Origin of the sequence: Rodentibacter haemolyticus (assembly GCF_015356115.1) — a bacterium.
Classification (GTDB): domain Bacteria; phylum Pseudomonadota; class Gammaproteobacteria; order Enterobacterales; family Pasteurellaceae; genus Rodentibacter; species Rodentibacter haemolyticus.
The window spans coordinates 1424780-1451714 of sequence record NZ_CP063056.1 but is presented as its reverse complement, the minus strand read 5'-3'; the positions used below and the strand labels follow the sequence as shown (position 1 = coordinate 1451714).

Sequence of the window (26935 nt, the reverse complement as noted above, 5' to 3'; positions counted from 1 at the left end):
TTTTGATTTTAAATGCGTTTGAACTTAATTTTATCCGATAGGAGTTTACAATGAGCAAAATTCAAGAAATTACCCGTGAAAGCTGGATTCTTTCTACTTTTCCAGAGTGGGGAACCTGGTTAAACGAAGAAATTGAGCAAGAAGTTGTACCGGAAGGCAATTTTGCAATGTGGTGGTTAGGTTGTGTGGGTGTTTGGATTAAAACCCCGGGTGGTGCCAACCTTTGTATGGATTTATGGTGTGGTCGTGGTAAATCGACGAAAAAAGTAAAAGATATGGTTCGTGGTCACCAAATGGCAAATATGGCGGGTGTACGCAAATTACAACCAAACTTGCGTGCAGCGCCAATGGTACTTGATCCATTTGCAATCAATGAAGTGGATTTCATTTTGGCTTCTCATTATCACAGTGACCACATTGATGTAAACGTGGCGGCAGCGATTGTAAATAATCCGAAATTAGATCACGTAAAATTTGTCGGGCCTTGGCATTGTGCGGAATTATGGAAAAAATGGGGCGTACCGGAAGAGCGTATCATTATAGTAAAACCGGGCGATGTCGTGAAATTAAAAGATGTGGAAATTCACGCATTAGATTCTTTCGACCGCACTTGCTTGGTAACATTACCGGTTGAAGGTGCTGAAGAACAAGGCGGAGAATTAGCCGGTCTTTGTCCGTCAGATGAAGAAATGGGACGTAAAGCGGTGAACTATGTGTTCAAAACTCCTGGCGGTAATATTTACCACGGCGCAGATTCCCACTTCTCTATTCAATTTGCCAAACACGGTAAACAGTTCGATATTGATGTGGCATTAAACAACTACGGGGAAAACCCTGTAGGTATTGCCGATAAAATGACTTCGGTTGATTTATTACGTATGGCTGAAAGCCTACGCTGTAAAGTTATTATTCCTGTTCATCACGATATTTGGACAAACTTTATGGCAAGTACGGATGAGATCATTGCATTGTGGAAAATGCGTAAAGAACGCTTACAATACAAATTCCATCCGTTTATTTGGGAAGTGGGCGGAAAATATGTGTACCCTCGTGATAAAGATCTCATTGAGTATCATCATCCGCGCGGCTTTGATGATTGCTTTGAGCACGAGCCGAATATTCAATTTAAATCAATGCTATAACAACAAAAAAGCCGTCTTCTACTTGAAGATGGCTCATTTTTTGTTCATTATTAGCAAATCAAAATGAATCGCAAGGAAAATATAATGAACGAAAATTACCGCCATCGGCGGCTTTTGCAATTATTATTTGAGAAAAAAGCACTTTCTACGGCTGAAATTATTGAATTACTGGACGTTTCTCCGGCCACAGCGAGACGAGATATTAATAAATTAGCAGAACAGGGACGTTTAAAAAAAGTACGTAACGGTGCGGAGGCGTTAAGCCCCTCAACCACGGTTGATCCCTATAATCGAACAATTAACAATCTTGATGAAAAGCAACGTATTGCAATGGCTGCGAGTCGTTTATGTCAAGATGGAGATTCGATTATTTTGACCTGCGGTTCGACAATGCAGATGTTAGGGGAACGGTTATGTGGCAGAAAATTACAAATCATCACGAATTTTCTGCCATTGGCAAACCAACTGATTGTAAATAACCACGAGGATCTTGTCATTATGGGGGGACAATATAATCGTAATAAAGCCATTACCCTTTCCCTTAACCAAAATGAAAGCCCTTATGCGGCAAATATTATGTTCACCAGCGGTAAAGGCTTTACCATAGACGGACTGTATAAAACGGATATGATTATTGCAAATTCAGAACATCGTTTATCCAGCAAAGCGAGCAAGTATGTGGTGTTATTGGATAGTACCAAACTAGGTCAGCAAGTAGGAATGTTATTTACCGAGCTTAAAAATATTGATTTATTAATTACAGGCAAAGAATCCGATCCAAATATTATTGATGCGTTAAGAGAACAAGGCTTGGAGATTATATTAGCGTAAAAGTGCGGTCGGTTTTTACCAAGAATTTGAAACAAAGCAAGAAGAATTTAATGAAATAAACGATTGGGTAAGTGGGTACCCAATATTGATGTAAAGAGGCGCTAAGGAGTTTCCCGTGAGAAAACATAAACTAGGCATTTATGAAAAAGCCTTACCTAAAAATATCAGTTGGCAAGACAGGTTATCAATTGCCAAGACCTGTGGCTTTGATTTTGTTGAAATGTCTATTGACGAAACCGATGAGCGTTTGGCTCGTCTTGATTGGAGTAAAAAAGAACGCTTAAAATTAGTGAAAGCGATTGTCAACACGGGCGTAACCATTCCCTCAATGTGTTTATCCGGTCATCGCCGTTTTCCCTTTGGCAGCCGTGATGAGGCGATTCGCCAAAAAGCCTATGAAATTATGGAAAAAGCCATTCAATTCGCGGTGGATACGGGTATTCGTACCATTCAACTTGCAGGCTATGATGTTTATTATGAAGAGCAAGATGAAGGCACGATTGAACGTTTTCAGAAAGGTTTGGAATGGGCGGTTGAACTTGCCGCCGGCAACCAAGTTACCCTTGCGGTAGAAATTATGGATACCAAGTTTATGAGTTCTATTTCCCGTTGGAAAAAATGGGACGAAATCATCAAATCCCCATGGTTTACCGTTTATCCTGACTTAGGCAATCTTTCGGCTTGGAATGATAATGTCGCCGAAGAACTCAAATTAGGCATCGATAAAATCTCCGCTATTCATTTAAAAGATACTTACAAAGTAACCGAAACCTGTAAAGGTCAGTTCCGTGATGTACCTTTCGGCGAAGGTTGTGTGGATTTCCCGGCCTGTTTCAAAACCTTAGCGGAACTCAATTATCGCGGTGCATTCTTAATTGAAATGTGGACAGAAAAAGCGGACGAACCTATTGCGGAAATTATCAATGCACGCCGTTGGATCGAACAAAAAATGCAAGAAGGAGGGTTTACCCTATGAGCCAATTAACCGAATTAAGCCCAGAATTACTGGCAATGCGTGAAAGAGTATTTAAAGCAAATTTAGAACTGCCTAAATATAAATTGATCACTTTTACTTGGGGAAATGTAAGTGAAATTGATCGGGCAAGCGGCATTGTTGCCATAAAACCTTCCGGTGTGGAATACGATCAAATGACGGTGGAAGATATTGTTTTAGTCGATCTGCAAGGCAATCGGGTATATGGTGATAAAAAACCTTCTTCCGATACACCTACGCATTTGGAACTTTATCGTCAATTTACCGAGATTGGCGGTGTCGTGCATACCCATTCCCGCCACGCCACCGCTTGGGCGCAGGCCGGCGAAGATATTTTGGCACTGGGCACAACTCAGGGGGATTATTTCTATGGTTCTATTCCTTGCACCCGCAAAATGACTCCTGAAGAAATTGCAGGCGAATATGAATTAGAAACCGGGAAAGTGATTGTCGAGACGTTCCGTAAACGCCAAATTGACCCCAAATCCGTGCCTGCGGTACTGGTTCATTCACATGGTCCGTTTACTTGGGGCAAAGATGCTTTTGATGCGGTGCATAATTCCGTCGTATTGGAAGAAGTGGCTTATATGAACTTTGTAAGCCACCAAATTCGCCCGAATATCGGCTCAATGCAACAGGAATTGTTAGACAAGCATTATCTGCGTAAGCACGGCAAAAACGCGTATTATGGGCAATAATTAACAATCAAATAAGCAAAGGAGGCAGTATTTACTGCCTCTTTCAACAAGAAGGAATGAGAATATGAATTATAAAGCGGTCGCCTTTGATCTTGATGGCACATTACTCAACGGACAAGGGCAAATTTTGACTGAGAATAAAAAAGCAATTCAAACATTGCTGGAAAAAGGTATTCAAGTCATTTTGGTAACGGGCAGACATCATACCGCCGTCAAACCTTATTATCGGGAATTAGGGCTAACGACACCGATTATTTGTTGCAATGGCACTTACGTTTACGATGTTGAAACCGATAGCACACCTTTTGCCAATCCCCTTTCCAAACAACAGGCACAACTGATTTTTGATGTGGCGGAAAAACATCATTGTCATCTCTTAATGTATTCAAAAGATTCGATGAATTATGCAAAACTTAATCCCCACATGGAAAAATTTTTACAATGGGTGGAAAGCTGCCCGCCGGAAGTCCGCCCTGATGTGCGCAAAGTAGCGAGTATTCAAGATGTGATAGATAATCATCAACCGATTTGGAAATGTGTTATTTCCGCACCGGATAAAAATATAATGAATGCCGTTGTTGCAGACTTGCCACAGGGCGAGTTTAGTTGTGAATGGTCTTGGGTTGATCGCATTGATATTGCTAACGCAGGCAATACCAAAGGGGGAAGACTGGTTGCATTATTAGCCCAATGGGGAATTGATCCGCAGCAGGTTATTGCCTTTGGCGATAACCATAATGATATCAGTATGCTCAAAGCCGTAGGACTAGGCGTTGCAATGGACAATGCCGAAGATGAAGTGAAACAACAGGCAAAATTAATTACTCGTAGCAATAATGAAGCGGGTATTGCCGATGTATTGAAAACTTATTTTTCAATTTAATAAAATTAAAAAAACCGACTTAATGCTAAAAGTCGGTTTTTCAATATCACTTTCGGCGAAAATCTTTCGCCGTAGTTCTTCTAGACTAAAACGACCGAATATAAAATCCGGTCGTTTAAATTTAATTTACTCTATTACGCTAATTTCCCGTTTAAGAAATCTAACAATTGGTCTTTTCCAATCATTTCTTTCTCACCGTTACGGCGATTTTTATATTCAATTTCACCGTTCGCAAGGTTTTTCTCACCAATGACGATCATATGCGGTACACCGATAAGTTCCATATCCGCAAACATCACACCGGGACGTTCTTTACGATCATCAAAAATCACATCTACGCCTTGCGCCAGTAAAGTGCGGTACAATTCTTCGGCATATTGTTGCACGCTTTCGGATTTATGCATATTCATCGGCACAATCGCCACGGTAAATGGTGCGATTTCATCTGTCGGCCAAATAATACCGCGATCATCATAATGTTGCTCAATCGCTGCCGCCACAACTCGGGTTACACCAATACCGTAACAACCCATGGTTACAACCATTGGACGACCGTCTTCACCTTGAACCGTTGCATTCATCGCTTCTGAATATTTTTTTCCGAGTTGGAAAATATGTCCTACTTCAATACCGCGCTTAATAAGCAACGTGCCTTTTCCATCCGGACTTGGATCACCTTCTACGACATTGCGAAGATCAGCGATTTTCGGCAAGGCAACATCACGTTCCCAGTTGATATTGAAATAATGTTTGTCATCAATATTCGCACCGGCACTGAAATCGGACATCAATGCCACCGTACGATCAATAATTACCGGAACTGTCAGATTTACCGGCCCTAATGAACCTACGCCCGCACCGATTTTCGCCTTAATTTCCGCTTCATCGGCAAACTCCAACGGCGAGGCGACTTCCGCTAATTTTTCCGCTTTGATTTCGTTTAACTCATGATCGCCACGAATCACTAGCGCAACAAGAGGCTGTTCTTCACTTGCCCCCTTTACAATCAAGGTCTTCACGGTTTTTTCAATCGGTTGATTAAATTGTTCCACCAATTCCGCAATCGTTTTTGCATTCGGCGTATCAATGAGTTCCATGGCTTTGGTCGGTGCGCCTCGTTCTCCGACTGCAATCGCTTCGGCCAGTTCAATATTTGCCGCATAGTCCGATTCTGTAGAGAAAATCACATCATCTTCACCGCTATTTGCTAACACTTGAAACTCGTGAGATGCACTACCGCCGATAGACCCCGTGTCTGCTTGCACTGCGCGGAAATCCAAACCTAAGCGACTGAAAATATTACTATAAGTTTGATACATTACATCATAAGTTTGTTGCAAACTTTCTTTATCCGTATGGAAAGAATAGGCATCTTTCATTATAAACTCACGACTGCGCATCACGCCGAAACGTGGGCGAACCTCATCACGAAATTTGGTCTGAATATGATAAAGGTTAATCGGTAGCTGACGATAAGAGGTGATTTCACGTCGCATTAGATCCGTAATGGCTTCTTCATTCGTCGGCCCGATAACAAAACCACGCTCACCACGATCGGTAAAACGCAATAATTCCGGACCATATTGATCCCAACGACCGGACTCCTGCCACAGTTCCGCCGGTTGCACAACCGGCATTTTAATTTCAAGCGCACCGCTTTTATCCATTTCTTCGCGAATCACTTTTTCTACTTTCCGAAGAACCCGCCATCCGGTCGGCATCCAATGGTATAAACCTGAAGCCAGAGGGCGAATCATCCCCGCACGCAACATCAGTTGATGACTCACAATCGCCGCTTCCGCCGGCGTTTCCTTTAATGTAGAGAATAAATATTGACTTGTACGCATCGGATTAACCTTAAATACTTTAAATTGAGAAAAAATTAGCGTGAGTATAACAAAAAGTGCGGTCATTTTTAACCGCACTTTTTTTGCAAGAAAAAATTAATTGGTTTTCAATTTATTCCAATATTTTTCATAAATATCAATCGCTTCACCCACATCCCCTTGCATAATGCCTTTTTCGACTTGTTCAGCCGATGGGAATAAAATCGGATCGTTAGCGAGTTCAGGATTTAATAAGGCTTTCACACCGTTATTCGGCATAGAGAAGCCCATACGTTCTACCACTACTTTTGCATTTTCCGGACGAAGCAAGAAATCAATAAATTTATGCGCGCCTTCTACATTTTTTGCGGTTCTCGGTATCGCATAATTGTCCATCCAGAAAATAGCCCCTTCCTTCGGATAGATAAATTGTAAGCTTGGGTTTTCTTTACGTGCTAAATAAGCGGAACCGTTCCAAATCATACCGATCGCCGCTTCGCCTTGTACGTAAGGGACTTCCGGTGAATCCGAATTAAAGGTTACCACGTTAGGTAATAAATTAACCAAACGTTCATAAGCGGCTTTGATTTCGTCTTCATTCGTGGTATTCGGTGATTTACCGTCTAATAATAATGCGATATGAAAAACTTCACGTGCATCGCTGGTCATTAATACTTTGTGTTTAAACTCCGGTTTCCACAAATCCCCCCAACTTGTAATACTGTTCGGATCAATCTCATCCGCGTTCACTTCGATCCCCGTTAAACCATATACATAAGGCAAAGAATATTTATTTTCAGGATCAAATTCCTTGTTTAAAAGATGTGTCGGCACTTGTTTCAAGTTACTCAGTTTGCTGTGATCTAAAGGTTGCAACATATTCTCTTTGATCATTTTATTAACGTAATAGCTTGATGGAAAAACCAAGTCGTAGCCTTGTCCGGCATTTTCCGTCAGTTTTAACTTTGCATACATTTCTTCATTGCTTTCAAAGGTGGAATAAATGACCTCCACACCGCTTTCTTTAGTAAATTGAGCAACAAGATCGGAAGGCACATAGTCCGTCCAGTTATAAACATAAAGCTTATTGTTGGCGAAAGCGGATGCCGTAAAAAGTACGGTTGCCGAAAGGAAAAGAGATTTGATTGAGCGAACAAAAGATTTTTTCAATTTATTGACCTCCGGAGGAATAATTAATAATCAATGCGCCAAATTTACGCGGACGGGAGTATAACATTTTTTCGCAAAGGGTTTGACATATTTACCCATAGGGGTAAGATTTCGCCACATTTTATTCACGAGATTTTTTATGCTGAATTTTGCCAATCAGGAACACGTACCATCTTACTATTTCGATTCACGCAATCAAGATTTTCAACTTCCCGCGTTAACACAGGTTGAACAAGCGGATGCGTGCGTTATCGGTGCCGGTTTCTTCGGTTTATCCGCCGCTCTTGAACTCGCTGAGAAGGGAAAAAAAGTCATCGTATTAGAAGGCGCACGTGTGGGATTCGGTGCTTCAGGGCGAAGCGGTGGACAAGCGATTAACGGCTTTGAAGAAGGCATTGACGAATACATCAAAGAAGTGGGTTTTGATAAAGCTCGTAAATTATGGGAAATGTCCTTAGAAGCCATTGATATTATTGATGAACGCATTACCAGATACGGCATTCAATGCGACTGGAAAAAAGGTTACGCCACCCTTGCGCTGAATGAACGCCGTATGGATGACCTCATCGAAATGGAAAAAGCCAGCCACGAAAATTTTGGCTATAAAAATATGCAACTTTGGGATAAAGCGAAACTCAAACGGCACTTGGGCAGCGATATTTACGTGGGCGGTTTATACGACAGCAATTCAGGACATTTGCACCCGCTTAATTATTGCTTAGGGTTAGCAAAAGCCTGTTTAGATCTCGGCGTGCGGATTTTCGAGCAATCGCCGGTCGTGGATCTGATTGAAAAAAACGGCAGTATCGAAGTAAAAACCACGCAAAGTGCGGTCATTTCTCAAGATGTTATTTTAGCAACCAACGCCTATATTGATGTGCTACCCAAATCGATTCACCATGGCATTAATCGCAAAATTATGCCGGTCGAAAGTTTTATCATAGCAACCGAACCTTTAAGTCAAACCCTTGCCGATTCCGTGATTAATAATGGTATGTCGGTATGTGATAATAATTTATTACTCGATTATTATCGTCTAAGTGCGGATAATCGCCTTCTTTTCGGCAGTGATTCCAGTTCGGAAAAAGATATGGTTGCCGTAATGCGGCAAAATATGCTGCACGTTTTCCCACAACTTGAAGGGGTTAAAATCGATTACGGCTGGGCGGGGCCAATCGATATGACAATGAACGCCACGCCGCATTTTGGTCGAATTTCCCCGCATATTTATTTTGCTCACGGCTATTCCGGGCACGGCGTTGCATTAACAGGGCTTGCCGGTCGCATTATCGCGGAAGCCATTTTAGGCGATGATGAACGCTTACGAATTTTCGAGGAACTAAAAGTACCATCCGTTTATGGCGGAAAGATCGTAAAAAATTTAGCCACCAAAATCGGCGTGCAGTATTATAAGTTTTTGGATCGTTTTCGCTAGAAATTCACTTAAAATTATACACAATCGCTTAAAGCGGTTGTTATGCCTTGCTCCGCCCTTGGCAAGCCTAGGTTCAAAATCTAAAGATTTTTTAACCGTACTTTAAAGAACCGTGTTGGATTTCATCAATAACCGGAACTAAAACCTCAGCATTGATGAAATCCGATACGGGACAACACCTAAGGTTTAATATCTCTCAAAATAGGATTTTGCATTGAAATCAAGGTTTCGGTGGACTGAATCTCATCAATCAATTGAATCTTTGTCGCCAGTACCGAATGTAATTCGGCAATAGTGTGTGTCATCACCTTGATGAAAATCGAATAATTTCCTGTCGTATAATAAGCCTCGACAACTTCATCAAAAGTTTCCAGTTTCTTGATGACTTTCTCGTAATCTTTCGCACTCTTCAAAATAATCCCGATGAAACAGCACACATCATAACCGAGTTTACGTTCATCAATAATCACTTTTGTCCCTTCAATAATACCCGATTGACGCATTTTTTCGACACGAACGTGAATGGTACCGGGGCTAACGCCAAAATTTTTCGCCATTTCTGCATAGGGCGTACGGGCATCTTTGGTGAGAACACGAAGAATTTGTTGATCCAGATTATCGATATTGTGCATAAAACGCCCTCCTTTATAAATCATCTAAAAATTTATCGTTTAATTAGATAATATTCAAACTTAAAGTAAAAGTAAATAAAATAGTTGAAATATAACCTCACTTTATTGAATAATACCTAAAAATATATGACATTATGTATCAGTCGCACAAAGAGAGTTTTATCTCCAATATTTATCGGGGTAGAGTGCGTTAAGCTTTGCGTAACGCACCATTTCATCATTAACCCCTTTATTGGTGCGTTACGGTTTCGCCTAACCGCACCCTACGATGATTTGTGCAAGTGCTACATAATGCCTAAAAAATTTCACTTAGTATTAAAATAGGCGGAAAATATGAAAAAAACATTTATTTTACAGCAACAAGAAATTAGCTTTGTAAAAAACACCTTTACACAAAACTTAATTGAACAACTTGGTATCATTGAGGTACAAGGTCCTATTCTTAGCCAAGTGGGCAATGGTATGCAAGATAACTTATCGGGGATTGAAAAAGCGGTTCAAGTAAACGTAAAACAAATCCCGAATGCCGTATTTGAAGTGGTTCACTCTTTGGCAAAATGGAAACGCCATACCCTTGCCCGTTTCCATTTTAAAGAGGGCGAAGGGCTATTCGTCCATATGAAAGCATTACGTCCGGACGAAGATTCATTAGATTCGACCCATTCCGTTTATGTAGATCAATGGGACTGGGAAAAAGTGATCCCAGCTGGTCGCCGTAACTTTGCTTACTTAAAAGAAACCGTAAACTCCATTTATCGCGCAATTCGTTTAACCGAACTTGCCGTAGAAGCCCGTTTTGATATCCCTTCCATTTTGCCAAAACAAATTGCTTTTGTTCACAGTGAAGATTTAGTCAAACGTTATCCTGACTTAAGCAGTAAGGAGCGTGAAAATGCAATCTGTAAAGAATACGGTGCCGTATTCTTAATTGGTATCGGCGGAAAACTTTCCGATGGAAAACCACATGATGGTCGAGCCCCGGATTATGATGACTGGACAACCGAATCTGAAAACGGCTATAAAGGTTTAAACGGCGATATTTTGGTGTGGAACCCGGATCTTGAAAAAGCTTTCGAACTGTCTTCAATGGGGATTCGTGTTGATGAATCGGCACTTCGCTTGCAAGTAGGTTTAACCGGCGATGAAGCCCGTTTAGAAATGGATTGGCATCAAGAATTGCTCAACGGCAAATTACCGCTCACGATTGGCGGCGGCATCGGTCAATCCCGTTTGGCGATGTTCCTACTACGTAAAAAACACATTGGCGAAGTTCAATCAAGTGTATGGCCAAAAGAAATGTTAGAGCAATATCAACACATTCTTTAATCTTTTTAAACAAAAAGTGCGGTGAAATTCACCGCACTTTTTTCGTTTCAATTATAATTTTAGTACAACACACGCGCACGAATCGTGCCGTCAATCTCACGTAATTTTGCTAATAATGGTGCAGTGTCTTCTGTTTCAACATCCACCACAACATAGCCGATTTTCGGATCAGTTTGTAAGTATTGCGCAGCAATATTTACATTTGCTTCTACGAAAACTTGGTTAAGTTTATTAAGAATACCCGGGCGATTTTCATGAATATGCAATAAACGTTTCGTGCCGGCGTGTTCCGGTAAAGAAACCTCAGGGAAGTTTACGGAAGATAAGGTTGACCCGTTATCGGAATATTTCACAAATTTTCCTGCCACTTCAAAACCGATATTTTCTTGCGCTTCTGCCGTTGAACCGCCGATATGCGGCGTTAAAATCACATTATCAAACTCACGCAACGGCGAAATAAATTCTTCATTAATTGATGCCGGTTCAACAGGAAAGACATCAATTGCCGCGCCGTGAATCTTTCCTTCTTTTAACGCTTGCGCCAGTGCATCAATATCCACCACCGTCCCACGTGCCGCATTAATTAAAATAGAACCCTGTTTAAGTTGTGCTATACGTTCTGCACTCATTAAATTTCGGGTAGATGGTAAATCCGGCACATGTAAAGAAATAATATCACAAGAACCAAGTAATTCTTCTAAATGACGTATCTGTTTTGCATTACCCAATGGCAATTTATTTTCAACATCATAGAAGTGAACATCCATACCGAGTGATTCCGCAATAATACTCAATTGGGAACCGATATGACCATAACCGACAATGCCCAATTTTTTACCGCGTACTTCGTGAGAACCCACCGCAGACTTATTCCATACACCACGATGTACTTCTGCATTTGCTTGCGGCACATTACGCATAAGCAACAAAATTTCACCTAACACTAATTCAGCCACAGATCGCGTATTTGAAAACGGCGCGTTAAATACCGGAATACCACGTGCTTTTGCCGCATTCAAATCCACTTGATTAGTGCCGATACAAAAACAGCCTATCGCAATGAGTTTCGGCGCAGCCTCAATCATTTCCGCCGTTAAATGAGTACGCGAGCGTAAACCGATAAAATGCGCATCTTTAATCGCCGCTTTCAGTTCATCACCATCAAGCGCTTTTTTGTAATAATCAATATTTGTATAACCTGCCGCATTCAAAGTATCAAGTGCGCTTTGATGCACGCCTTCCAACAGCACAAATTTGATTTTTGATTTATCAAGTGAAACTTTGTTTGTCATATCTGCATCCTTATAATTTTATATTATGAATTAATCGATAACCTTCGCCCCTTCAGGCGTTCCGACAATCACGACATCCGCACTACGCAAAGCGAATATGCCGTTAGTGACCACTCCGGCAACGTTATTTAATTCTTTTTCCATTTCCACCGGATTTAAAATTTTAAAGTTATACACATCTAAAATCACGTTGCCATTATCAGTAACCACTCCCTCACGATATTCCGGCGAGCCGCCAAGTGCGGCCAGTTTTCTACCGACTTGTGAACGTGCCATCGGAATCACTTCCACCGGTAATGGGAATGTAGAGCCCAGTATATCTACCTGTTTACTGGAATCAACGATACAAATAAATTTTTTCGCAAGCGCCGCCACAATTTTCTCGCGGGTTAGAGCCGCACCGCCGCCTTTAATCATCATTTTTTGCGGATTGATTTCATCAGCACCGTCAACATAAACATCTAACTCGGAAACCTCATTGGCGCTGAAGACTTCGATACCTTGTCGGCGTAATAATTCTTCCGAAGCTTTTGAAGCGGCTACCGCACCTTTGATTTGGTTTTTCATTGCGCCTAATGCTTCAATAAAACAGTTCACCGTTGAACCGCTCCCGACCCCCACAATCGTATCCGCTTTCACATATTGTAGTGCGGCTTGTGCCGCAAGTTTTTTCATTTCTAACTGATCCATTTCTTTTCCTTACTTAAATAAGTAAACGATTGCGTTACTTTAATACGAGTTATTTTGATAAACAAGTGCAAATATCATTCTTCCGTTAAAAATAATTCCAACAATTCATTTAAGAATAATTTTCCTTGTTCCGTGATTTGCCAAGTTTCAGAAGTTTCTATAAGGTAGCCTTGTGCGAGCGCAAAATCAATTTGATTTCTGACCGCACTTTGCGGCAACCCTGTGTAGGCTTCAAACTCGGCTTTGGGTACGGGTTCCAACAAACGGAATCGGTTCATAAAAAATTCAAAAGGGCGGTCGATTTCGGGAACGTTTTTTTCCTCATATAAATATTCGCCACGCAAATAACCTTTCGGATGCTTGGTTTTAGAAAAACGCAAAATCTCTCCCTTTGGAAAAGTAAGTTTTCCATGTGCACCACATCCAATCGCCAAATAATCCCCAAAACGCCAATAATTTAAATTATGTCGGCATTGAAAGCCCTGCTTGGCGTAGGCTGACGTTTCATATTGTTGATAACCGGCTTCCGTCAACAATTTATGCCCTTGTTCAAAAATATCCCATAGTTGGTCATCATCAGGTAACTTCGGGGGACGATAAGCAAACATTGTGTTGGGTTCAATAGTAAGTTGATACCAAGAAAGATGAGGTGGAGAAAGCGCTATTGCTTGGCGTAAATCATCTAAGGCGTCATTTAACGTTTGGTTTGGCAGTCCGTGCATTAAATCCAAATTGAAACTTTTTAAGCCGGAAACTTTCGCTAAATTGACCGCACTTTTGGCTTCGAGTGAATTATGAATACGCCCTAAACGCTGAAGTTTGTCATCGCTAAAACTTTGAATCCCCATAGAAATACGTGTTACACCGGCCGAAACATAACCTTTGAAACGTTCCGATTCCACCGTACCGGGATTGGCTTCAAGCGTTATTTCAATATCATCTTCAAAAGGAATGTGCTTTTTGATTTCACTTAACAAAGTGGCGATGCCTTCCGCAGAAAATAAACTCGGCGTGCCGCCGCCAATAAAAATCGAGTGTAATTTACGATCGTGAATGGAGTCCTTAAAGCGCACCAAATCCAGTTGTAAATCTTGTAGTAAATGATAAATATAGTCGCTTTCCGGAATATTTCCCTTCTGCGCATGTGAGTTGAAATCACAATATGGGCACTTTTGCACACACCAAGGAATATGAATATAAAGTGAGAGATGGGGAAGTTTGAGCATGATAATTGACAGATTGAAAGATATATTGCCCTATTCTATGCCATTATAAAATACAACGAAAAAAATTTTAAAGGAAAGCCCCTTTAACTGCTATCTTAAATTTTAAGATAAGTTATAAGAACAGAGAAACGATTTATCAGGAAAATAATAGGCTCCCACATTGGAAGCCTATTATCTCTACACAATTTCAACACATTGTTTAGTTATGGAATTGAAAAATAAGTTAATGAGCCCGGTCCAACAGGTAAACCAAACACAAAAACCCAGAGGTAAAAAAGTGTTACCCAACCAATAATAAAAATAAATGAATAAGGGATCATCATCGCCATTAGCGTCCCCACCCCCGTATTTTTCTTATAACGAACCGCCACAGCCATAATCAAGCCAAAATAGCTCATCATCGGTGTAATAATATTCGTTGTTGAATCACCGATACGATATGCAGCCTGAATGACTTCCGGTGCATAACCGACTAACATCAGCATAGGTACAAAAATAGGCGCAGTTAATGCCCATTGTGCAGAGGCGGAGGAAATCATCAAATTGATAAATGCACAAACCAAGATGAAACCGATAAAAAGTACAGGGCCCGTTAAACCAAAATCAATAAGCAGATTAGCTCCCTTTACAGCAATAATTGAGCCTAAGTTCGTCCACTTAAAAAATGCTACAAACTGTGCCGCAAAAAATACTAATACAATGTACATCCCCATTGAGGCCATACCTTGCGACATAGATTTTACGACATCTTGAGAAGATCTCATTGAACCGGTGACTCGCCCATAGACATAACCGGGAATAGCAAAAAAGATAAAAATGAAGACAACAATACCATGTAAGAAAGGTGAACCCGTCACGAGTCCTGTTTCGGGATTACGCAAAATGCCATCCTCAGGAACAATCGTCCAAGCAAGTAGCGAGGAAAAAATTAACATTGTAATTCCGGCCCACATCACCCCTTTTTTCTCATTAGGTGTTAATTTTTCCACTTTATTTTTAAGGATAGAAGGATCATCTGCATCTTTGGGATCATATTTTCCTAACTGTGGTTCAACGATTTTTTCAGTAACCAAATAACCTAAAATACTCACTAAAAACGTACTAACAAACATAAAATACCAGTTTGCTTCAGGTCCAACCACATAATTCGGATAGATTAAACGGACCGCTTCTTGAGTAATTCCCGATAAGAGCGGATCCACCGTACCTAATAGCAAATTAGCGCTATATCCGCCGGAAACTCCAGCGAATGCAGCGGCAATCCCGGCAAGCGGATGACGACTAAGTGCGTGAAAAATCATCGCCGCAAGAGGAATTAACACCACATAACCAAGTTCTGCGGCTGTATTTGAAATAACCGCAGCAAATACAATAGTGAAGGTCACTAATTTTTTCGGCGCACCAACAATTAAGCCCCTCAACGCGGCAGAAATCATACCCGAAGATTCAGCAATAGATACCCCAAGCATTGCAACTAAAACTGTACCAAGTGGAGCAAAACCAGTGAAATTTTTTACCAAACTACTAACCATATAAGAAAGCCCTTCTTGGCTAAGTAGGCTTTTCACGATAATATCAGCAGAATGATTAGGGCGGGGATCCAAAACTCTTACATCAAAATAATGCAAAATTGCTGAAAGTATGATCAAAATACCACACATCAACATAAACAAAATGACAGGGTGCGGCAATAAATTTCCAAGCCACTCTACCCCTTTTAAAAAAGGCTGAATTCGACTGTTTTTTTGAGAAACGGTTGATGACATGTGCATATCCTTTTGTTTTGATTAAAAAATAGGCTTCATGTTCGCATATTTTTTACCAAACTCAAAAATAAAACTTCATTTCTATAACAAAAATATTACATTTTATTTACAATCTTACTTAAATCATCAAAAAATCAGAATTTAAAGATACAAAAAAGGCTTGTTTCACAAGCCTTAAAAAATATTTAATTAATTAACCGCTCTTGTCGTTTTTGTTGTGGATTTGCGACGTGGCGTTTTCGGTTTGGTTTCCACTTTCACAAATTCAATGCCTTCTGGTGGATTCTCTAACGCAAAGCCGAGTACTTCATCAATGGTTTCAACGGCGTGAATGGTAAGGTTTTCTTTTACGTTATCCGGAATTTCTTCCAAATCTTTCACATTTTCTTTTGGAATCAAAACGGTTTTAATGCCACCGCGATGTGCTGCCAGTAGTTTTTCTTTTAAGCCTCCGATTGGCAATACTTTACCACGTAAGCTGATTTCCCCCGTCATCGCCACATCGGCACGCACCGGATTACCGGTTAAACAAGAAACAAGCGCCGTACACATTGCGATCCCCGCGCTTGGACCGTCTTTCGGGGTTGCGCCGTCCGGTACGTGAATATGAATATCACGTTTTTCGTGGAACTCAGGATTAATACCGAGTTTATCTGCACGAGCGCGTACCACCGTCATTGCCGCTTGGATCGATTCTTTCATCACATCGCCAAGAGAACCGGTGAATGTAAGTTTACCTTTACCAATGACAGAGGCGGTTTCAATCGTCAATAAATCACCACCCACTTCCGTCCAAGCCAAGCCGGTGACTTCCCCTACTCGGTTTTGAGTGTCCGCTTTGCCAAACTCATAACGTTTTACACCGAGATAATCATGGAGATTATCGGCGTTCACCGTGATAGATTTCAGTTTTGGATCAACCAATAAATTTTTCACTGCCTTACGACAAATCTTAGAAATTTCACGTTCTAGATTACGTACACCGGCTTCACGGGTGTAGTAACGGATAATGTTTAAAATCGCACTTTCTTCCACTACTAATTCGCCTTTTTTCAAGCCGTTACGTTCTATTTGTTTTTGTAACAAATGGCGCATCGCTATATTAAGTTTTTCATCTTCCGTATAACCGGAAAGGCGAATCACTTCCATACGGTCAAGCAATGGGCCCGGAATATTCATCGAATTCGAGGTTGCCACAAACATCACATCCGATAGATCGTAATCCACCTCTAAATAGTGATCGTTGAAAGCGGTGTTTTGTTCAGGATCAAGCACTTCTAATAAAGCGGAGGCTGGATCACCGCGCATATCCGATGCCATTTTGTCAATTTCATCGAGCAGGAATAATGGGTTCTTCACGCCCACTTTCGCCATTTTTTGGATCAATTTACCGGGTAAAGCACCAATATAAGTCTTACGATGACCGCGAATTTCCGCCTCATCACGTACACCACCAAGCGCCATACGCACATATTTACGACCGGTTGCATTGGCAATGGATTGCCCTAATGAGGTTTTTCCCACTCCCGGAGGGCCTACCAAACAAAGAATCGGCCCTTTTACTTTATTCAAACGGGCCTGTACCGCAAGATATTCCAAAATGCGTTCTTTCACACGCTCTAAACCATAATGATCCGCATCTAATATCTGTTGCGCTTTTGTAATATCTTTTTTTACTTTGGTGCGTTGATGCCAAGGCACTTGAAGCATCCACTCCACATAACTGCGCAACACTGTGGCTTCTGCCGACATCGCCGACATCATTTTGAGTTTTTGTAATTCGCTTTCTACTTTCTCACGTACTTCCGTCGGCATTCCTGCAGCCTCAACCTTTTGACGAAGTTGTTCAACTTCATCAAGGGTATCTTCACTTTCGCCTTCTCCCATTTCTTTGCGAATCGCTTTAATTTGCTCGCTCAAGTAATAGTTACGTTGGCTTTTTTCCATTTGCTTTTTCACACGGCTACGGATGCGTTTTTCCACTTGTAGAATATCCGCTTCCGATTCCATCATACCAAGCAAATATTCTAAACGTGCTTGCACATCAGCAAGTTCTAACACGTTTTGCTTATGGCGAACCGTTACCGGCAAATGCGCTGCCATCGTATCCGCTAGGCGATCCGCCTCTTCAATCCGTTGAAGCGCACTTAATACATCTGCAGGCACTTTTTTATTTAAGGTAAGATAGTTTTCAAACTCTGCCAATACCGCCGTTTTTACCACACTGATTTCTTGCTCATTGCCATGGATGGAATCAATCGGAGTAATTTGGGCAGAAAAGAAGTTTTCCCCTTCTTCCAAACTATTAATTTTTGCGCGCTGTTGCCCTTCCACCAATACTTTCACCGTCCCATCCGGCAATTTCAATAATTGAATAATATTGGCAATCGTGCCCACATCAAATACGTCATCAACCGTCGGTTCTTCTAAATCGGCTTGTTTTTGTGAAACTAAAAGGAGCTGTTTATCTTCATTCATCGCTTCTTCAAGCGCATTAATGGATTTTGCACGCCCTACAAAAAGCGGCATGACCATATAAGGGAAAACCACGACATCGCGTAACGGCAATACGGGTATCGTACGTTGTGTTTTTTTGGCTTTCATATTTTCTCTCTAATCTGTCTTCGTAATTTGGGGATATATGGGGGGTGGGTGAATAAATTCAAGGGAAGCGACCGATAAAAGTGCGGTCAAAAATAACCGCACTTTTGTTGAAAAGCTAAAGAATTTCTAATAAGTTACCAAAATCGTCAAACACCCAATCCGGGGCGGATTCGCTGATAGGAATATTATAGTTGTAACCATAGGTTAATCCAACCACCGCACAACCCGCAGTATGAGCTGCAATAATGTCATTTTTGGAATCACCGACAAATAACACTTGGCGGGGCTCAAGTCCGAATTTTCCACATAAATAATAAAGCGGCCCCGGATGCGGCTTGATTGCAGGTAAAGATTGACCGCCTAAGGTTTCACTAAATAAGTGATCAATACCAAACGCCGCTAACACCGGTTGAACGTGCTTGGTCGGTTTATTAGTAACAACGGCAAGAATATAACCTTTGGCTTTCAAAGCCTCTAAAGTTTCTTTTACATTTGGATATAACCGACTGATGTTGCAAAGATTTTCACTATAATAATGGCTAAAACGCGTCTTCACTTTTTCGATTTCCGCTTCGCTTAACGCTCTACCGGTTTGTGCATAAGCCCAATCTAAAGCACGCGCAATAAGTACCGGAGCACCATTGCCGATCCAAGTCAATACCAACTCTTCTTGAGCTTGCGGTAAACCCAGCTCCGCTAAAGCGGAATTTACGGATAAGGCTAAGTCCGGCAGGCTATTGACTAAAGTTCCGTCCAAATCAAAGCCGATAAGTTTAAATTGTGTGTTCATTATTTTCTCTATTTCCTTGTAAATCAGTCAAAAAAGTTCGATATTTATTCTCCATGAACCGTTTCAAGCTGTTGTCTCATTTGATCGATGACTTGTTTATAATCCGGTTGATCAAAAATGGCTGAACCGGCAACGAACATATCGGCACCGGCTGCCGCAATTTCCGCAATATTGTTGATTTTTACGCCGCCATCCACTTCAAGACGAATATCAAACCCGCTATCATCAATCATTTTGCGTACTTGTTGTAATTTTTTCAGTGTGGACGGAATGAAAGATTGTCCGCCAAATCCCGGATTTACCGACATTAATAAAATCAAATCCACTTTATCCAATACATAATCCAAATAGCTCAACGGCGTTGCCGGATTAAACACTAAACCTGATTTACAGCCGTGATCTCGAATAAGTTGCAATGTACGATCAATATGTTCCGAAGCTTCCGGATGAAAACTAATATAATTAGCTCCGGCTTTCGCAAAATCAGGAATAATTCTATCCACCGGTTTTACCATTAAATGAACGTCTATCGGTGCTGTAATGCCGTAATCACGCAAAGCTTTACATACAACAGGACCGAAAGTGAGGTTCGGCACATAATGGTTATCCATAACATCAAAATGAATTACATCCGCACCGGCATTCAGTACATTTTGAACATCATCACCAAGTCGGGCAAGATCGGCAGAAAGAATTGAGGGCGCAATAAGATAAGGTTTCATAGTCATCTCCAAAAAGATAGTAACCGCCCTAGTTTACTACGTTAAGGTATAAATTGCCTTGATTATTTCTCGGAAAACACAGAAAAAATAACCGCACTTTATTTCCTTTCCGAATAAAACAAAGTGCGGTCGGTTTTTAAGGAATTTTATTTATTCACTTGGCTGCCAATCAAACCACCTAATGCCGCCCCACCTAATGTTGTTGCCGCATTGCCTTTAATCATATAGCCGGCGGCACCGCCAATTGCAGCCCCCACCGCGGTATTTTTTTGGCTACGACTCATATTTCCGCAAGCTGCTAATGAAACGGCCGTCATACCAATAATCAATGATTTAGTGATTAACTTCATAGGATTTCTCCGTGTAAAACTATCAACAGCGATAGCGTTCCGTAAGACAAACCCAACTGAATGAAAGTTCATAAAAATAATTTCATCACAACGAGATCAGAAATAGAATAGCGATTTCAATGATCTAAGATTGCCGTGATCACTTTTAAATATTCAATAGCAAGACGTTGCTGATCGGCGCTCGCATTAAAAATCAGATCTTCCGAAAGTACGCCGTAGGGTTGATCTTTGGGGATTTTACCTTGCTCATAGGCTTCGTAATCATCACGCCAATCTCCGGTAAAATAATATTGTTCTAAGGATTTCATTTTCGGTAAGAATGCTTGCCATTTTTCAAGAAGCCTTTGTGCTTCGGCAAGAAAATCCGTTGATTCATTCAAAACAGCTTCCATTTCGGCAATTTTCGCCAAACGTTCTTTGGGTAACATAATTTTCTCCAAAACTCCCTAAAAATAAACCGCACTTTTCGGCTGAAAGTGCGGTCGGTTTACAGGATATTTTTACACATCGTAAGTGGTTGATGCCGTATTGCCACCACGCCCTGTCCAGTTGGTGTGGAAAAACTCACCGCGCGGTTTATCGGTACGTTCATAGGTGTGCGCACCAAAATAGTCACGTTGTGCTTGCAATAAGTTTGCAGGTAAACGAGCGGAAGTATAACCGTCTAGGAAGGTGACGGCTGATGCCATACAAGGCATTGGAAGACCGATTTCGATAGATTTCGCCACCACTTTGCGCCAATCACTCATAGAATTTTCCAAAATGCCCTTAAAGTAGCCGTCTGAACCTAAGAAAATCAAATCCGGATTCGCTTCATAGGCGTCACGAATATTACCTAAGAAACGACTGCGAATGATACAGCCTTCACGCCATAATAGTGCAGTGTTGCCATAGTTGATATTCCAGTTGAAATTTTCAGAAGCTTCACGAATCAACATAAAGCCTTGTGCATAAGAAATGATTTTGGAAGCCAATAATGCTTTGCGCACTGCCTCAATCCATACCTTTTTATCGCCTTCGACTTTGCCAATCGTTTTGTTGAATAATTTGTTTGCCGCAACACGTTGATCTTTAAATGCGGACACACAGCGGGCAAATACGGATTCGGTGATTAAGGTCAATGGAATGCCAAAATCTAACGCATTGATTCCCGTCCATTTACCCGTACCTTTTTGACCTGCCGTATCTAAGATTTTATCAACTAAACGCGTACCATCCGTATCTTTATAACCCAAAATATCAGCGGTAATATCGATCAAATAGCTATCTAATTCGGTATTGCGCCACTCGTTGAAAGTCGCTTGTAATTCATCGTCAGACAAGCCAACGCCTTCTTTTAAGAATTGATAGGCTTCGCAAATTAATTGCATATCGCCGTATTCAATACCATTGTGAACCATTTTCACAAAATGACCCGCACCGTCTTTACCTACCCAGTCGCAACAAGGCTCACCTTGTTGGGTTTTGGCGGAAATCGCTTGTAACACAGGTTTGACGAATTGCCACGCTTCTTCATTACCACCCGGCATAATAGAAGGTCCGTGGCGAGCACCTTCTTCACCACCGGAAACGCCGGTACCGATGAAACGAATACCTTTTTCACGCAACGCTTCCACACGGCGATTAGTATCAGGATAGTTGGAATTACCGCCGTCAATGATAATATCGCCCTGTTCCAAATGGGGTAATAACGCATCAATAAATTGATCCACTACTTCACCTGCACGTACCATTAACATGACTTTGCGCGGTTTTTCTAATTTCGCGGCTAAATCTTCTAACGAATATGCACCGATAATGTTCGTTCCTTTCGCCTCACCCTGTAAAAACTCATCCACTTTTGAAGTAGTCCGGTTATACGCCACCACTTTAAAACCGTGATCGTTCATATTTAAAATGAGGTTTTGCCCCATCACCGCCAAGCCGATGACACCAATATCGCCTTTTACTGACATTTTTTTCTCCTGTTGGTAAAGTGAGTTCATCTCACCATAATATATTGAAATTGCTTGTTGAAAGAGTAAATAACCCTACAACCTATTGCATATTTGCAAAATAATGTAATTTAATATTTTTGCTGCTTGCTACTTTTTCTAAATCCGTCTTATCACTTTCACTATCACCCATCATATAAATGCTGACATTCTTACCGACTTTCGTTACATGCTCTAGTGCATAAAGTGCAGTTGCTTTATTAAGAATTTGGCTCTCCCCTGTTACGCCAATGTTAATATTATCGACTGCTAACATTTTCACTATGTTTGAAGCCGATGGTGAACCTGACATTTTGACCATACCAATAACCATTGCATTAGAAACGGGGTTACTCGCTGTTGGAATTTGCACTATAACATTTTGCTCATTCTTCGGCATTTTCACCTTAAGTTCATCAATGTCAATGCCTGAAGAACAAGCCACTAATGTTATAGATAGTAAAATCATTAGAAATTTTTTCATGATATTCCTCCTACAATAATACATACTTTTTAACATACGACTACCTATAAACAAAAGTTACGCGAAGCAATAATCATTAACTGAGATATCAGTGCCAACACAGCCGGTAATCCCTGCTTAAACAAAATCCCTTTGTTCGCCGTAATTGTGCCATATATTGCCGCAATGATAACGCAAATAAGGAAAAAATAGGTTAGCGAAATTTGTTGAATTAATAAGGAAAATACCAAACCTGCGGCAAGAAAACCATTGTATAACCCTTGGTTGGCAAACAAAACTCTGATCTTAGGGTTAGCAAGATCTTGTTCGCTTAATTTAAAAATTCGCTTTGCCGCCGGGCTACTCAAAGCAAACATTTCCAAATAAAGAATATAAAAATGTTCCAATGCTACAAGTGCGGTCAAAATAAAGGCTAAAATTTCCATTATAAGAACTTCGCCGCCGCTTTATCCAAATACCATTCCGTTATGCCGTTTTTGGCGTGAATTTTAGCTGCAGGATAAGGTAATTTTTCCGCAGATATTGTTTGAATTTCCTTCAGAATTTCCGCTTTGCTATCCCCCGTCACCAAGTAAGTAATACGTTTTGCTTGCTCAATGAGTTTAGCGGTTTTAGAAATACGAATTTGTCCTGTTTCAGGGTGTTTTGCAATCACGGCAAGGTGATTATCATCAAAATTTGTCTGATGTGGGAAAAGAGAGGCAGTATGACCGTCCGCTCCCATACCAAGAATAATCCAGTCAAAAACACCGTCAGAAATGACCGCACTTAATTCTTCTTCAAAACGTTTTACCTCTAGGTGCGGTTCGTTTTCACCACGGATGCGGTGAATGTTTTCTGTTGGAATCTGAATATGATCAAACAGCAATTTTTGTACTTCACCATAATTGCTCTCAGGATCAGTGGGCTCAACCATTCGATCATCGCCCCACCAAAAATGTAAATTTTTCCACTGAACTTGTGAGGCATAAGGTTCCGTTGCTAAGGTCTTAAATAACAATTTTGGGGTGGAACCGCCGGATAGGGAAATATGTACAGGACGATTTAACTGACTGTAAATCACAAACTCTTGAGCGATTTTTTCCACAGCATTTTGTGCCGTGGGGAAAGTGATATAGTTCATGTTGTTCTCTTCTTTATTCTTCTCGTACGCTTGCGGAAGATGCTGATGGAAATGGTATCGATAACTTTATCAACGCTGAGAATTTCCCCCTCACCCTAAGCAGGAAAGGGGAAAGATGCCGATTACACTTTTTTCTTCATCAACCCACTTGGTTTACGCCATACGCGACCACTTTTAGCAATAAGTTTCTCTGCGGCTGTCGGCCCCCAAGTACCGGCTTCATATTCGTGGACTTTACCCCCGTTCGCTTTGTAATTCAAAATCGGTTGTACAAAACGCCATGCGGCGTGAACTGCGTCAGTGCGAGCGAATAAGGTGGCATCGCCTTTCATTGCATCAAGTAATAAACGTTCATACGCCGTTAGTACTTGCGCACCGGCAAGATCGGCATAACGGAAATCCATAGAAACTTCTTTCGCCTCAAAGCCTGCTCCCGGTTTTTTCAAGCCGAAACGCATAGAAATGGCTTCATCCGGCTGAATGCGAATGATGAGTTTGTTTTCCGGCGCATCTTGGCTAAATACCGGATGCGGCGTGGTTTTAAAGTGAATCACAATTTCTGTGACTCGCGCCGGTAAGCGTTTACCGGTGCGGACATAAAAAGGTACGCCCGCCCAACGCCAGTTTTCGATCTCACAACGCAGCGCCATATAGGTTTCAGTGTGAGAATCTGCCGGTACACCTTTTTCTTCCAAATAGCCTTTTACTGTTTTACCGTTAATTTCTGCGGAGGTATATTGACCTAAGACAAGATTATGTTCTACATCTTCTTGTGTTAGTGGACGTAAACTGTGCATAACTTTTGCCACTTCATCACGCATAGAATTGGCATTAATGATTGCCGGTGGTTCCATTGCCACCATTGCCAATACTTGTAGTAAGTGATTCTGGAACATATCGCGCATTGCACCGGAACCATCATAATAACCACCGCGTTCTTCTACACCGATAGACTCGGCACCGGTAATTTCCACGTAATCAATAAAATTGCGATTCCAAAGGGGCTCAAACCAACCGTTGGAAAAACGTAATACAAGCAAATTTTGTACCGTTTCTTTACCAAGATAATGATCGATACGGTAGATTTGATGTTCTTCAAAGAAACGGTGAATTTGCACATCTAGCGCTTGTGCGGTTTTTTCATCATAACCGAACGGTTTTTCTACGATAATACGCTTCCAACCGTATTCTTCGGTATTCAACCCGTGCGCCGCCAAACATTCCGGAATGATGCCATAAAGGCTTGGCGGCGTGGACATATAATAAAGTGTATTGCCGCAGGTTTGATATTTATCGTGCAGTTCATCCAAGCGGGGAACAAGCTTGCCGTAATCGGCAGCATCCGAAGTGTTTATCGTTTGATAGTAAAGATGATGACAAAATGCTTCCAATGTTTCCGGTGTGGTTTCTTCGTTATTGAGTAAGGTTTCGCGCATTTTTCCACGGAAAGTTTCATCATTTAAATCAGAACGCGCTACACCAAGTACTGAAAAATTTTCGCTTAATCGTCCTATTTTATATAAGTTATAAAGAGCGGGGATGAGTTTGCGGTGTGTTAAATCACCGGATGCGCCGAAAATGACGATACAGTTATTATCAGTTTGCATAATTATTCCTTAATAAAATACCAAATTGTGTCGGAATGATGCGCTATTCTAACGAAAATTACCAATCGAACCAATCAATTAAATTGAAAGATGGTCTGCCAATCCGCCGATTTATCAGCCACCATCACAAAATGCGGGTTGATTAAGGTTTCGCGTTGGTTATAGGTGAGGCGTTCAAAGTGCGGGGCAAAAATTTTCCCTCCCGTCTCACCTAATAAAACTTCAGCACCTGCTGTATCCCATTCGCCCGTTTGCCCTAGTCGCACATAGCAATCTACCGCCCCTTCAGCTACCAAACCGCTTTTCAGACTACTTGAGCCCACCACTATAAATTCGCAACTGAAATTCTTCGATAAAATTGACCGCACTTTTTCCTGTGAAGTGCTCGCTCCCACGGCAATACGTAAAGGGCGGTCAAAATTGAGCGTGTTTTTTGTCAGTTTTTGCACTTGCCCGCCTTGTTTTTTGTATGCTCCAAAATCTTCCATTGCATAATAAGTCAGCGATAAAACCGGCGCATGAATAATGCTTAATACCGGTTTATTTTGGCGTACGAGCGTAATTAAAACTGAAAATTGATCCGTTCGATTTATAAATTGTTGCGTACCATCAAGGGGATCTATTAACCAATATTCTTCCCAAGTTCGGCGTTCTTTAAAAGGAATATGGCAATTTTCTTCCGAAAGTACAGGCGTGTTCGGGAAAAGTGCGGTCAATTTTTCCGTTAAAAATTGACTGACAAAAAGATCGGCTTCTGTAACGGGCGTATCGTCTTCTTTTATTTTTACATCAATATGCCGCCGATAAAAACGCAAAAGATGATCGCCGGCTTGATAAGCAATCAACAGGATTTGATTGAGTAAGTGTTCGTTCAGTATCAGCATAAAACCCTCCTTATGATTGTGATGATTTTTCTTTCGGCAACAACCACGGCATCACAAACAACGAATAAAATATCATACCGCACGTACTTAATAATCCCAATGATAAACCACCTTCGCTCATCCATTGCCAAAATGTGGGCTCTTCTTCACTCATCACCAATAAATAAAAATAGGAAGCGATATTGCAATAACAGAAAGTAATCAATGACGAACATAGCACGATTGCAGCGATATTATGCCTAACATAATGAAATTTCATCGCCACTAAAGCAATCAAAAACGCCGGAACCGTAGCGAGAAAAAAAGCGGTAGTCAAATAACGGCTAAACGGAACCGCATCAAAATCCGCATCTAATAACCAAAGCAATACGGTTGCCAATAGCTGTAAAATCAAGGGAAATAGGATAAGTGTTTTGAGATAAGGTTTCATAAAAAACAGGTGATTGAGGGGAGATGCCCTATTTTATAGGAAAGTCATTCTCTTTTA

At 41.1% G+C, this 26935-nt stretch carries 26 protein-coding genes; 7 read left to right on the top strand and 19 right to left on the bottom strand.

Annotated elements, in window-relative coordinates; translation table 11 throughout:
- Window positions 1–50: 50 nt before the first annotated feature.
- The 5 genes from ulaG to IHV77_RS06850 all read left to right on the top strand — a co-directional run bounded on the left by ulaG (window position 51) and on the right by IHV77_RS06850 (window position 4548).
- A complete protein-coding gene (ulaG, locus tag IHV77_RS06870; protein WP_194811261.1) occupies window positions 51–1142 on the top strand; it encodes an L-ascorbate 6-phosphate lactonase in 1092 nt (363 codons plus the stop codon).
- An 84-nt stretch (window positions 1143–1226) separates the two neighbouring features.
- Window positions 1227–1973 (top strand): HTH-type transcriptional regulator UlaR, encoded by a 747-nt coding sequence (ulaR, locus tag IHV77_RS06865; protein WP_194811260.1) that lies wholly within the window; start codon window positions 1227–1229, stop codon window positions 1971–1973.
- Window positions 1974–2088: 115 nt separating this feature from the next.
- Window positions 2089–2949 carry an L-ribulose-5-phosphate 3-epimerase gene (locus IHV77_RS06860; RefSeq protein ID WP_194811259.1) on the top strand — a complete coding sequence of 287 codons (861 nt, stop codon included), beginning with the start codon at window positions 2089–2091 and terminating at the stop codon, window positions 2947–2949.
- Window positions 2946–3665, top strand: coding sequence for an L-ribulose-5-phosphate 4-epimerase (gene araD, locus IHV77_RS06855; RefSeq protein WP_194811258.1), 720 nt, complete (start codon window positions 2946–2948; stop codon window positions 3663–3665). Before IHV77_RS06860 ends, araD begins: the two co-directional genes overlap by 4 nt.
- Window positions 3666–3729: 64 nt before the next feature.
- A complete protein-coding gene (locus IHV77_RS06850) occupies window positions 3730–4548 on the top strand; it encodes a pyridoxal phosphatase (RefSeq protein ID WP_194811257.1) in 819 nt (272 codons plus the stop codon).
- 134 nt (window positions 4549–4682) lie between these two features.
- On the opposite strand, the gene proS is transcribed toward IHV77_RS06850, so the two are convergent.
- Together proS and IHV77_RS06840 are read right to left on the bottom strand one after the other, a co-directional pair.
- The gene (proS, locus tag IHV77_RS06845; protein WP_194811256.1) at window positions 4683–6395 is read right to left on the bottom strand and encodes a proline--tRNA ligase; all 1713 of its coding nucleotides are present in this window, start codon (window positions 6393–6395) and stop codon (window positions 4683–4685) included.
- A gap of 96 nt (window positions 6396–6491) precedes the next feature.
- Complete coding sequence (locus IHV77_RS06840) at window positions 6492–7544, bottom strand: extracellular solute-binding protein (protein ID WP_194811255.1); 1053 nt, start codon at window positions 7542–7544, stop codon at window positions 6492–6494.
- A 139-nt stretch (window positions 7545–7683) separates the two neighbouring features.
- Here IHV77_RS06840 and IHV77_RS06835 point away from each other — a divergent pair, with 139 nt between their 5' ends.
- A complete protein-coding gene (locus IHV77_RS06835; RefSeq protein ID WP_194811254.1) occupies window positions 7684–8979 on the top strand; it encodes an NAD(P)/FAD-dependent oxidoreductase in 1296 nt (431 codons plus the stop codon).
- A gap of 179 nt (window positions 8980–9158) precedes the next feature.
- Here the strand turns inward: IHV77_RS06835 and asnC are convergent, their stop codons facing one another.
- Window positions 9159–9611 carry a transcriptional regulator AsnC gene (gene asnC, locus IHV77_RS06830; protein WP_018356952.1) on the bottom strand — a complete coding sequence of 151 codons (453 nt, stop codon included), beginning with the start codon at window positions 9609–9611 and terminating at the stop codon, window positions 9159–9161.
- Between the two features lie 333 nt (window positions 9612–9944).
- Between asnC and asnA the strand changes: the two genes are divergently transcribed.
- Entirely contained in the window at window positions 9945–10937 is a 993-nt protein-coding gene (gene asnA, locus IHV77_RS06825; protein WP_194811253.1) for an aspartate--ammonia ligase, read from the top strand.
- A 59-nt stretch (window positions 10938–10996) separates the two neighbouring features.
- Here the strand turns inward: asnA and serA are convergent, their stop codons facing one another.
- From serA to IHV77_RS06745, 16 genes are all read right to left on the bottom strand, one after another.
- Complete coding sequence (serA, locus tag IHV77_RS06820; protein ID WP_194811252.1) at window positions 10997–12229, bottom strand: phosphoglycerate dehydrogenase; 1233 nt, start codon at window positions 12227–12229, stop codon at window positions 10997–10999.
- A gap of 30 nt (window positions 12230–12259) precedes the next feature.
- Window positions 12260–12919, bottom strand: coding sequence for a ribose-5-phosphate isomerase RpiA (gene rpiA / locus IHV77_RS06815; protein WP_194811251.1), 660 nt, complete (start codon window positions 12917–12919; stop codon window positions 12260–12262).
- Window positions 12920–12993: 74 nt separating this feature from the next.
- Window positions 12994–14145 carry a radical SAM family heme chaperone HemW gene (gene hemW / locus IHV77_RS06810; RefSeq protein WP_194811250.1) on the bottom strand — a complete coding sequence of 384 codons (1152 nt, stop codon included), beginning with the start codon at window positions 14143–14145 and terminating at the stop codon, window positions 12994–12996.
- Between the two features lie 203 nt (window positions 14146–14348).
- A complete protein-coding gene (locus IHV77_RS06805; RefSeq protein WP_194811249.1) occupies window positions 14349–15911 on the bottom strand; it encodes an AbgT family transporter in 1563 nt (520 codons plus the stop codon).
- A gap of 189 nt (window positions 15912–16100) precedes the next feature.
- The gene (gene lon / locus IHV77_RS06800; RefSeq protein ID WP_194811248.1) at window positions 16101–18515 is read right to left on the bottom strand and encodes an endopeptidase La; all 2415 of its coding nucleotides are present in this window, start codon (window positions 18513–18515) and stop codon (window positions 16101–16103) included.
- A 115-nt stretch (window positions 18516–18630) separates the two neighbouring features.
- Window positions 18631–19305, bottom strand: a complete 675-nt coding sequence (locus IHV77_RS06795) for a phosphoglycolate phosphatase (protein ID WP_194811247.1) — start codon at window positions 19303–19305, stop codon at window positions 18631–18633.
- Window positions 19306–19349: 44 nt separating this feature from the next.
- Window positions 19350–20027, bottom strand: coding sequence for a ribulose-phosphate 3-epimerase (gene rpe / locus IHV77_RS06790; RefSeq protein ID WP_194811246.1), 678 nt, complete (start codon window positions 20025–20027; stop codon window positions 19350–19352).
- A gap of 146 nt (window positions 20028–20173) precedes the next feature.
- Window positions 20174–20377: a hypothetical protein gene (locus IHV77_RS06785; protein WP_194811245.1), complete on the bottom strand. Its 204-nt coding sequence runs from the start codon at window positions 20375–20377 to the stop codon at window positions 20174–20176.
- Window positions 20378–20493: 116 nt separating this feature from the next.
- Entirely contained in the window at window positions 20494–20805 is a 312-nt protein-coding gene (locus tag IHV77_RS06780) for a DUF4298 domain-containing protein (protein ID WP_194811244.1), read from the bottom strand.
- A 72-nt stretch (window positions 20806–20877) separates the two neighbouring features.
- Window positions 20878–22332 (bottom strand): decarboxylating NADP(+)-dependent phosphogluconate dehydrogenase, encoded by a 1455-nt coding sequence (gene gnd, locus IHV77_RS06775; protein WP_194811243.1) that lies wholly within the window; start codon window positions 22330–22332, stop codon window positions 20878–20880.
- A gap of 82 nt (window positions 22333–22414) precedes the next feature.
- A complete protein-coding gene (locus IHV77_RS06770; protein ID WP_194811242.1) occupies window positions 22415–22834 on the bottom strand; it encodes a hypothetical protein in 420 nt (139 codons plus the stop codon).
- Window positions 22835–22878: 44 nt separating this feature from the next.
- Entirely contained in the window at window positions 22879–23259 is a 381-nt protein-coding gene (locus IHV77_RS06765) for a DUF1304 domain-containing protein (protein WP_194811241.1), read from the bottom strand.
- Complete coding sequence (gene pgl / locus IHV77_RS06760) at window positions 23259–23957, bottom strand: 6-phosphogluconolactonase (protein WP_194811240.1); 699 nt, start codon at window positions 23955–23957, stop codon at window positions 23259–23261. The genes IHV77_RS06765 and pgl overlap by 1 nt, the downstream gene beginning before the upstream one ends.
- A 122-nt stretch (window positions 23958–24079) precedes the next feature.
- Window positions 24080–25564 carry a glucose-6-phosphate dehydrogenase gene (zwf, locus tag IHV77_RS06755; RefSeq protein ID WP_194811239.1) on the bottom strand — a complete coding sequence of 495 codons (1485 nt, stop codon included), beginning with the start codon at window positions 25562–25564 and terminating at the stop codon, window positions 24080–24082.
- A gap of 74 nt (window positions 25565–25638) precedes the next feature.
- Window positions 25639–26448 (bottom strand): 3'(2'),5'-bisphosphate nucleotidase CysQ, encoded by an 810-nt coding sequence (gene cysQ, locus IHV77_RS06750; protein WP_194811238.1) that lies wholly within the window; start codon window positions 26446–26448, stop codon window positions 25639–25641.
- Window positions 26449–26458: 10 nt separating this feature from the next.
- On the bottom strand, window positions 26459–26878 hold the full coding sequence (locus IHV77_RS06745; protein ID WP_194811237.1) for a hypothetical protein: 420 nt from the start codon (window positions 26876–26878) through the stop codon (window positions 26459–26461).
- Between the last annotated feature and the right edge of the window lie 57 nt (window positions 26879–26935).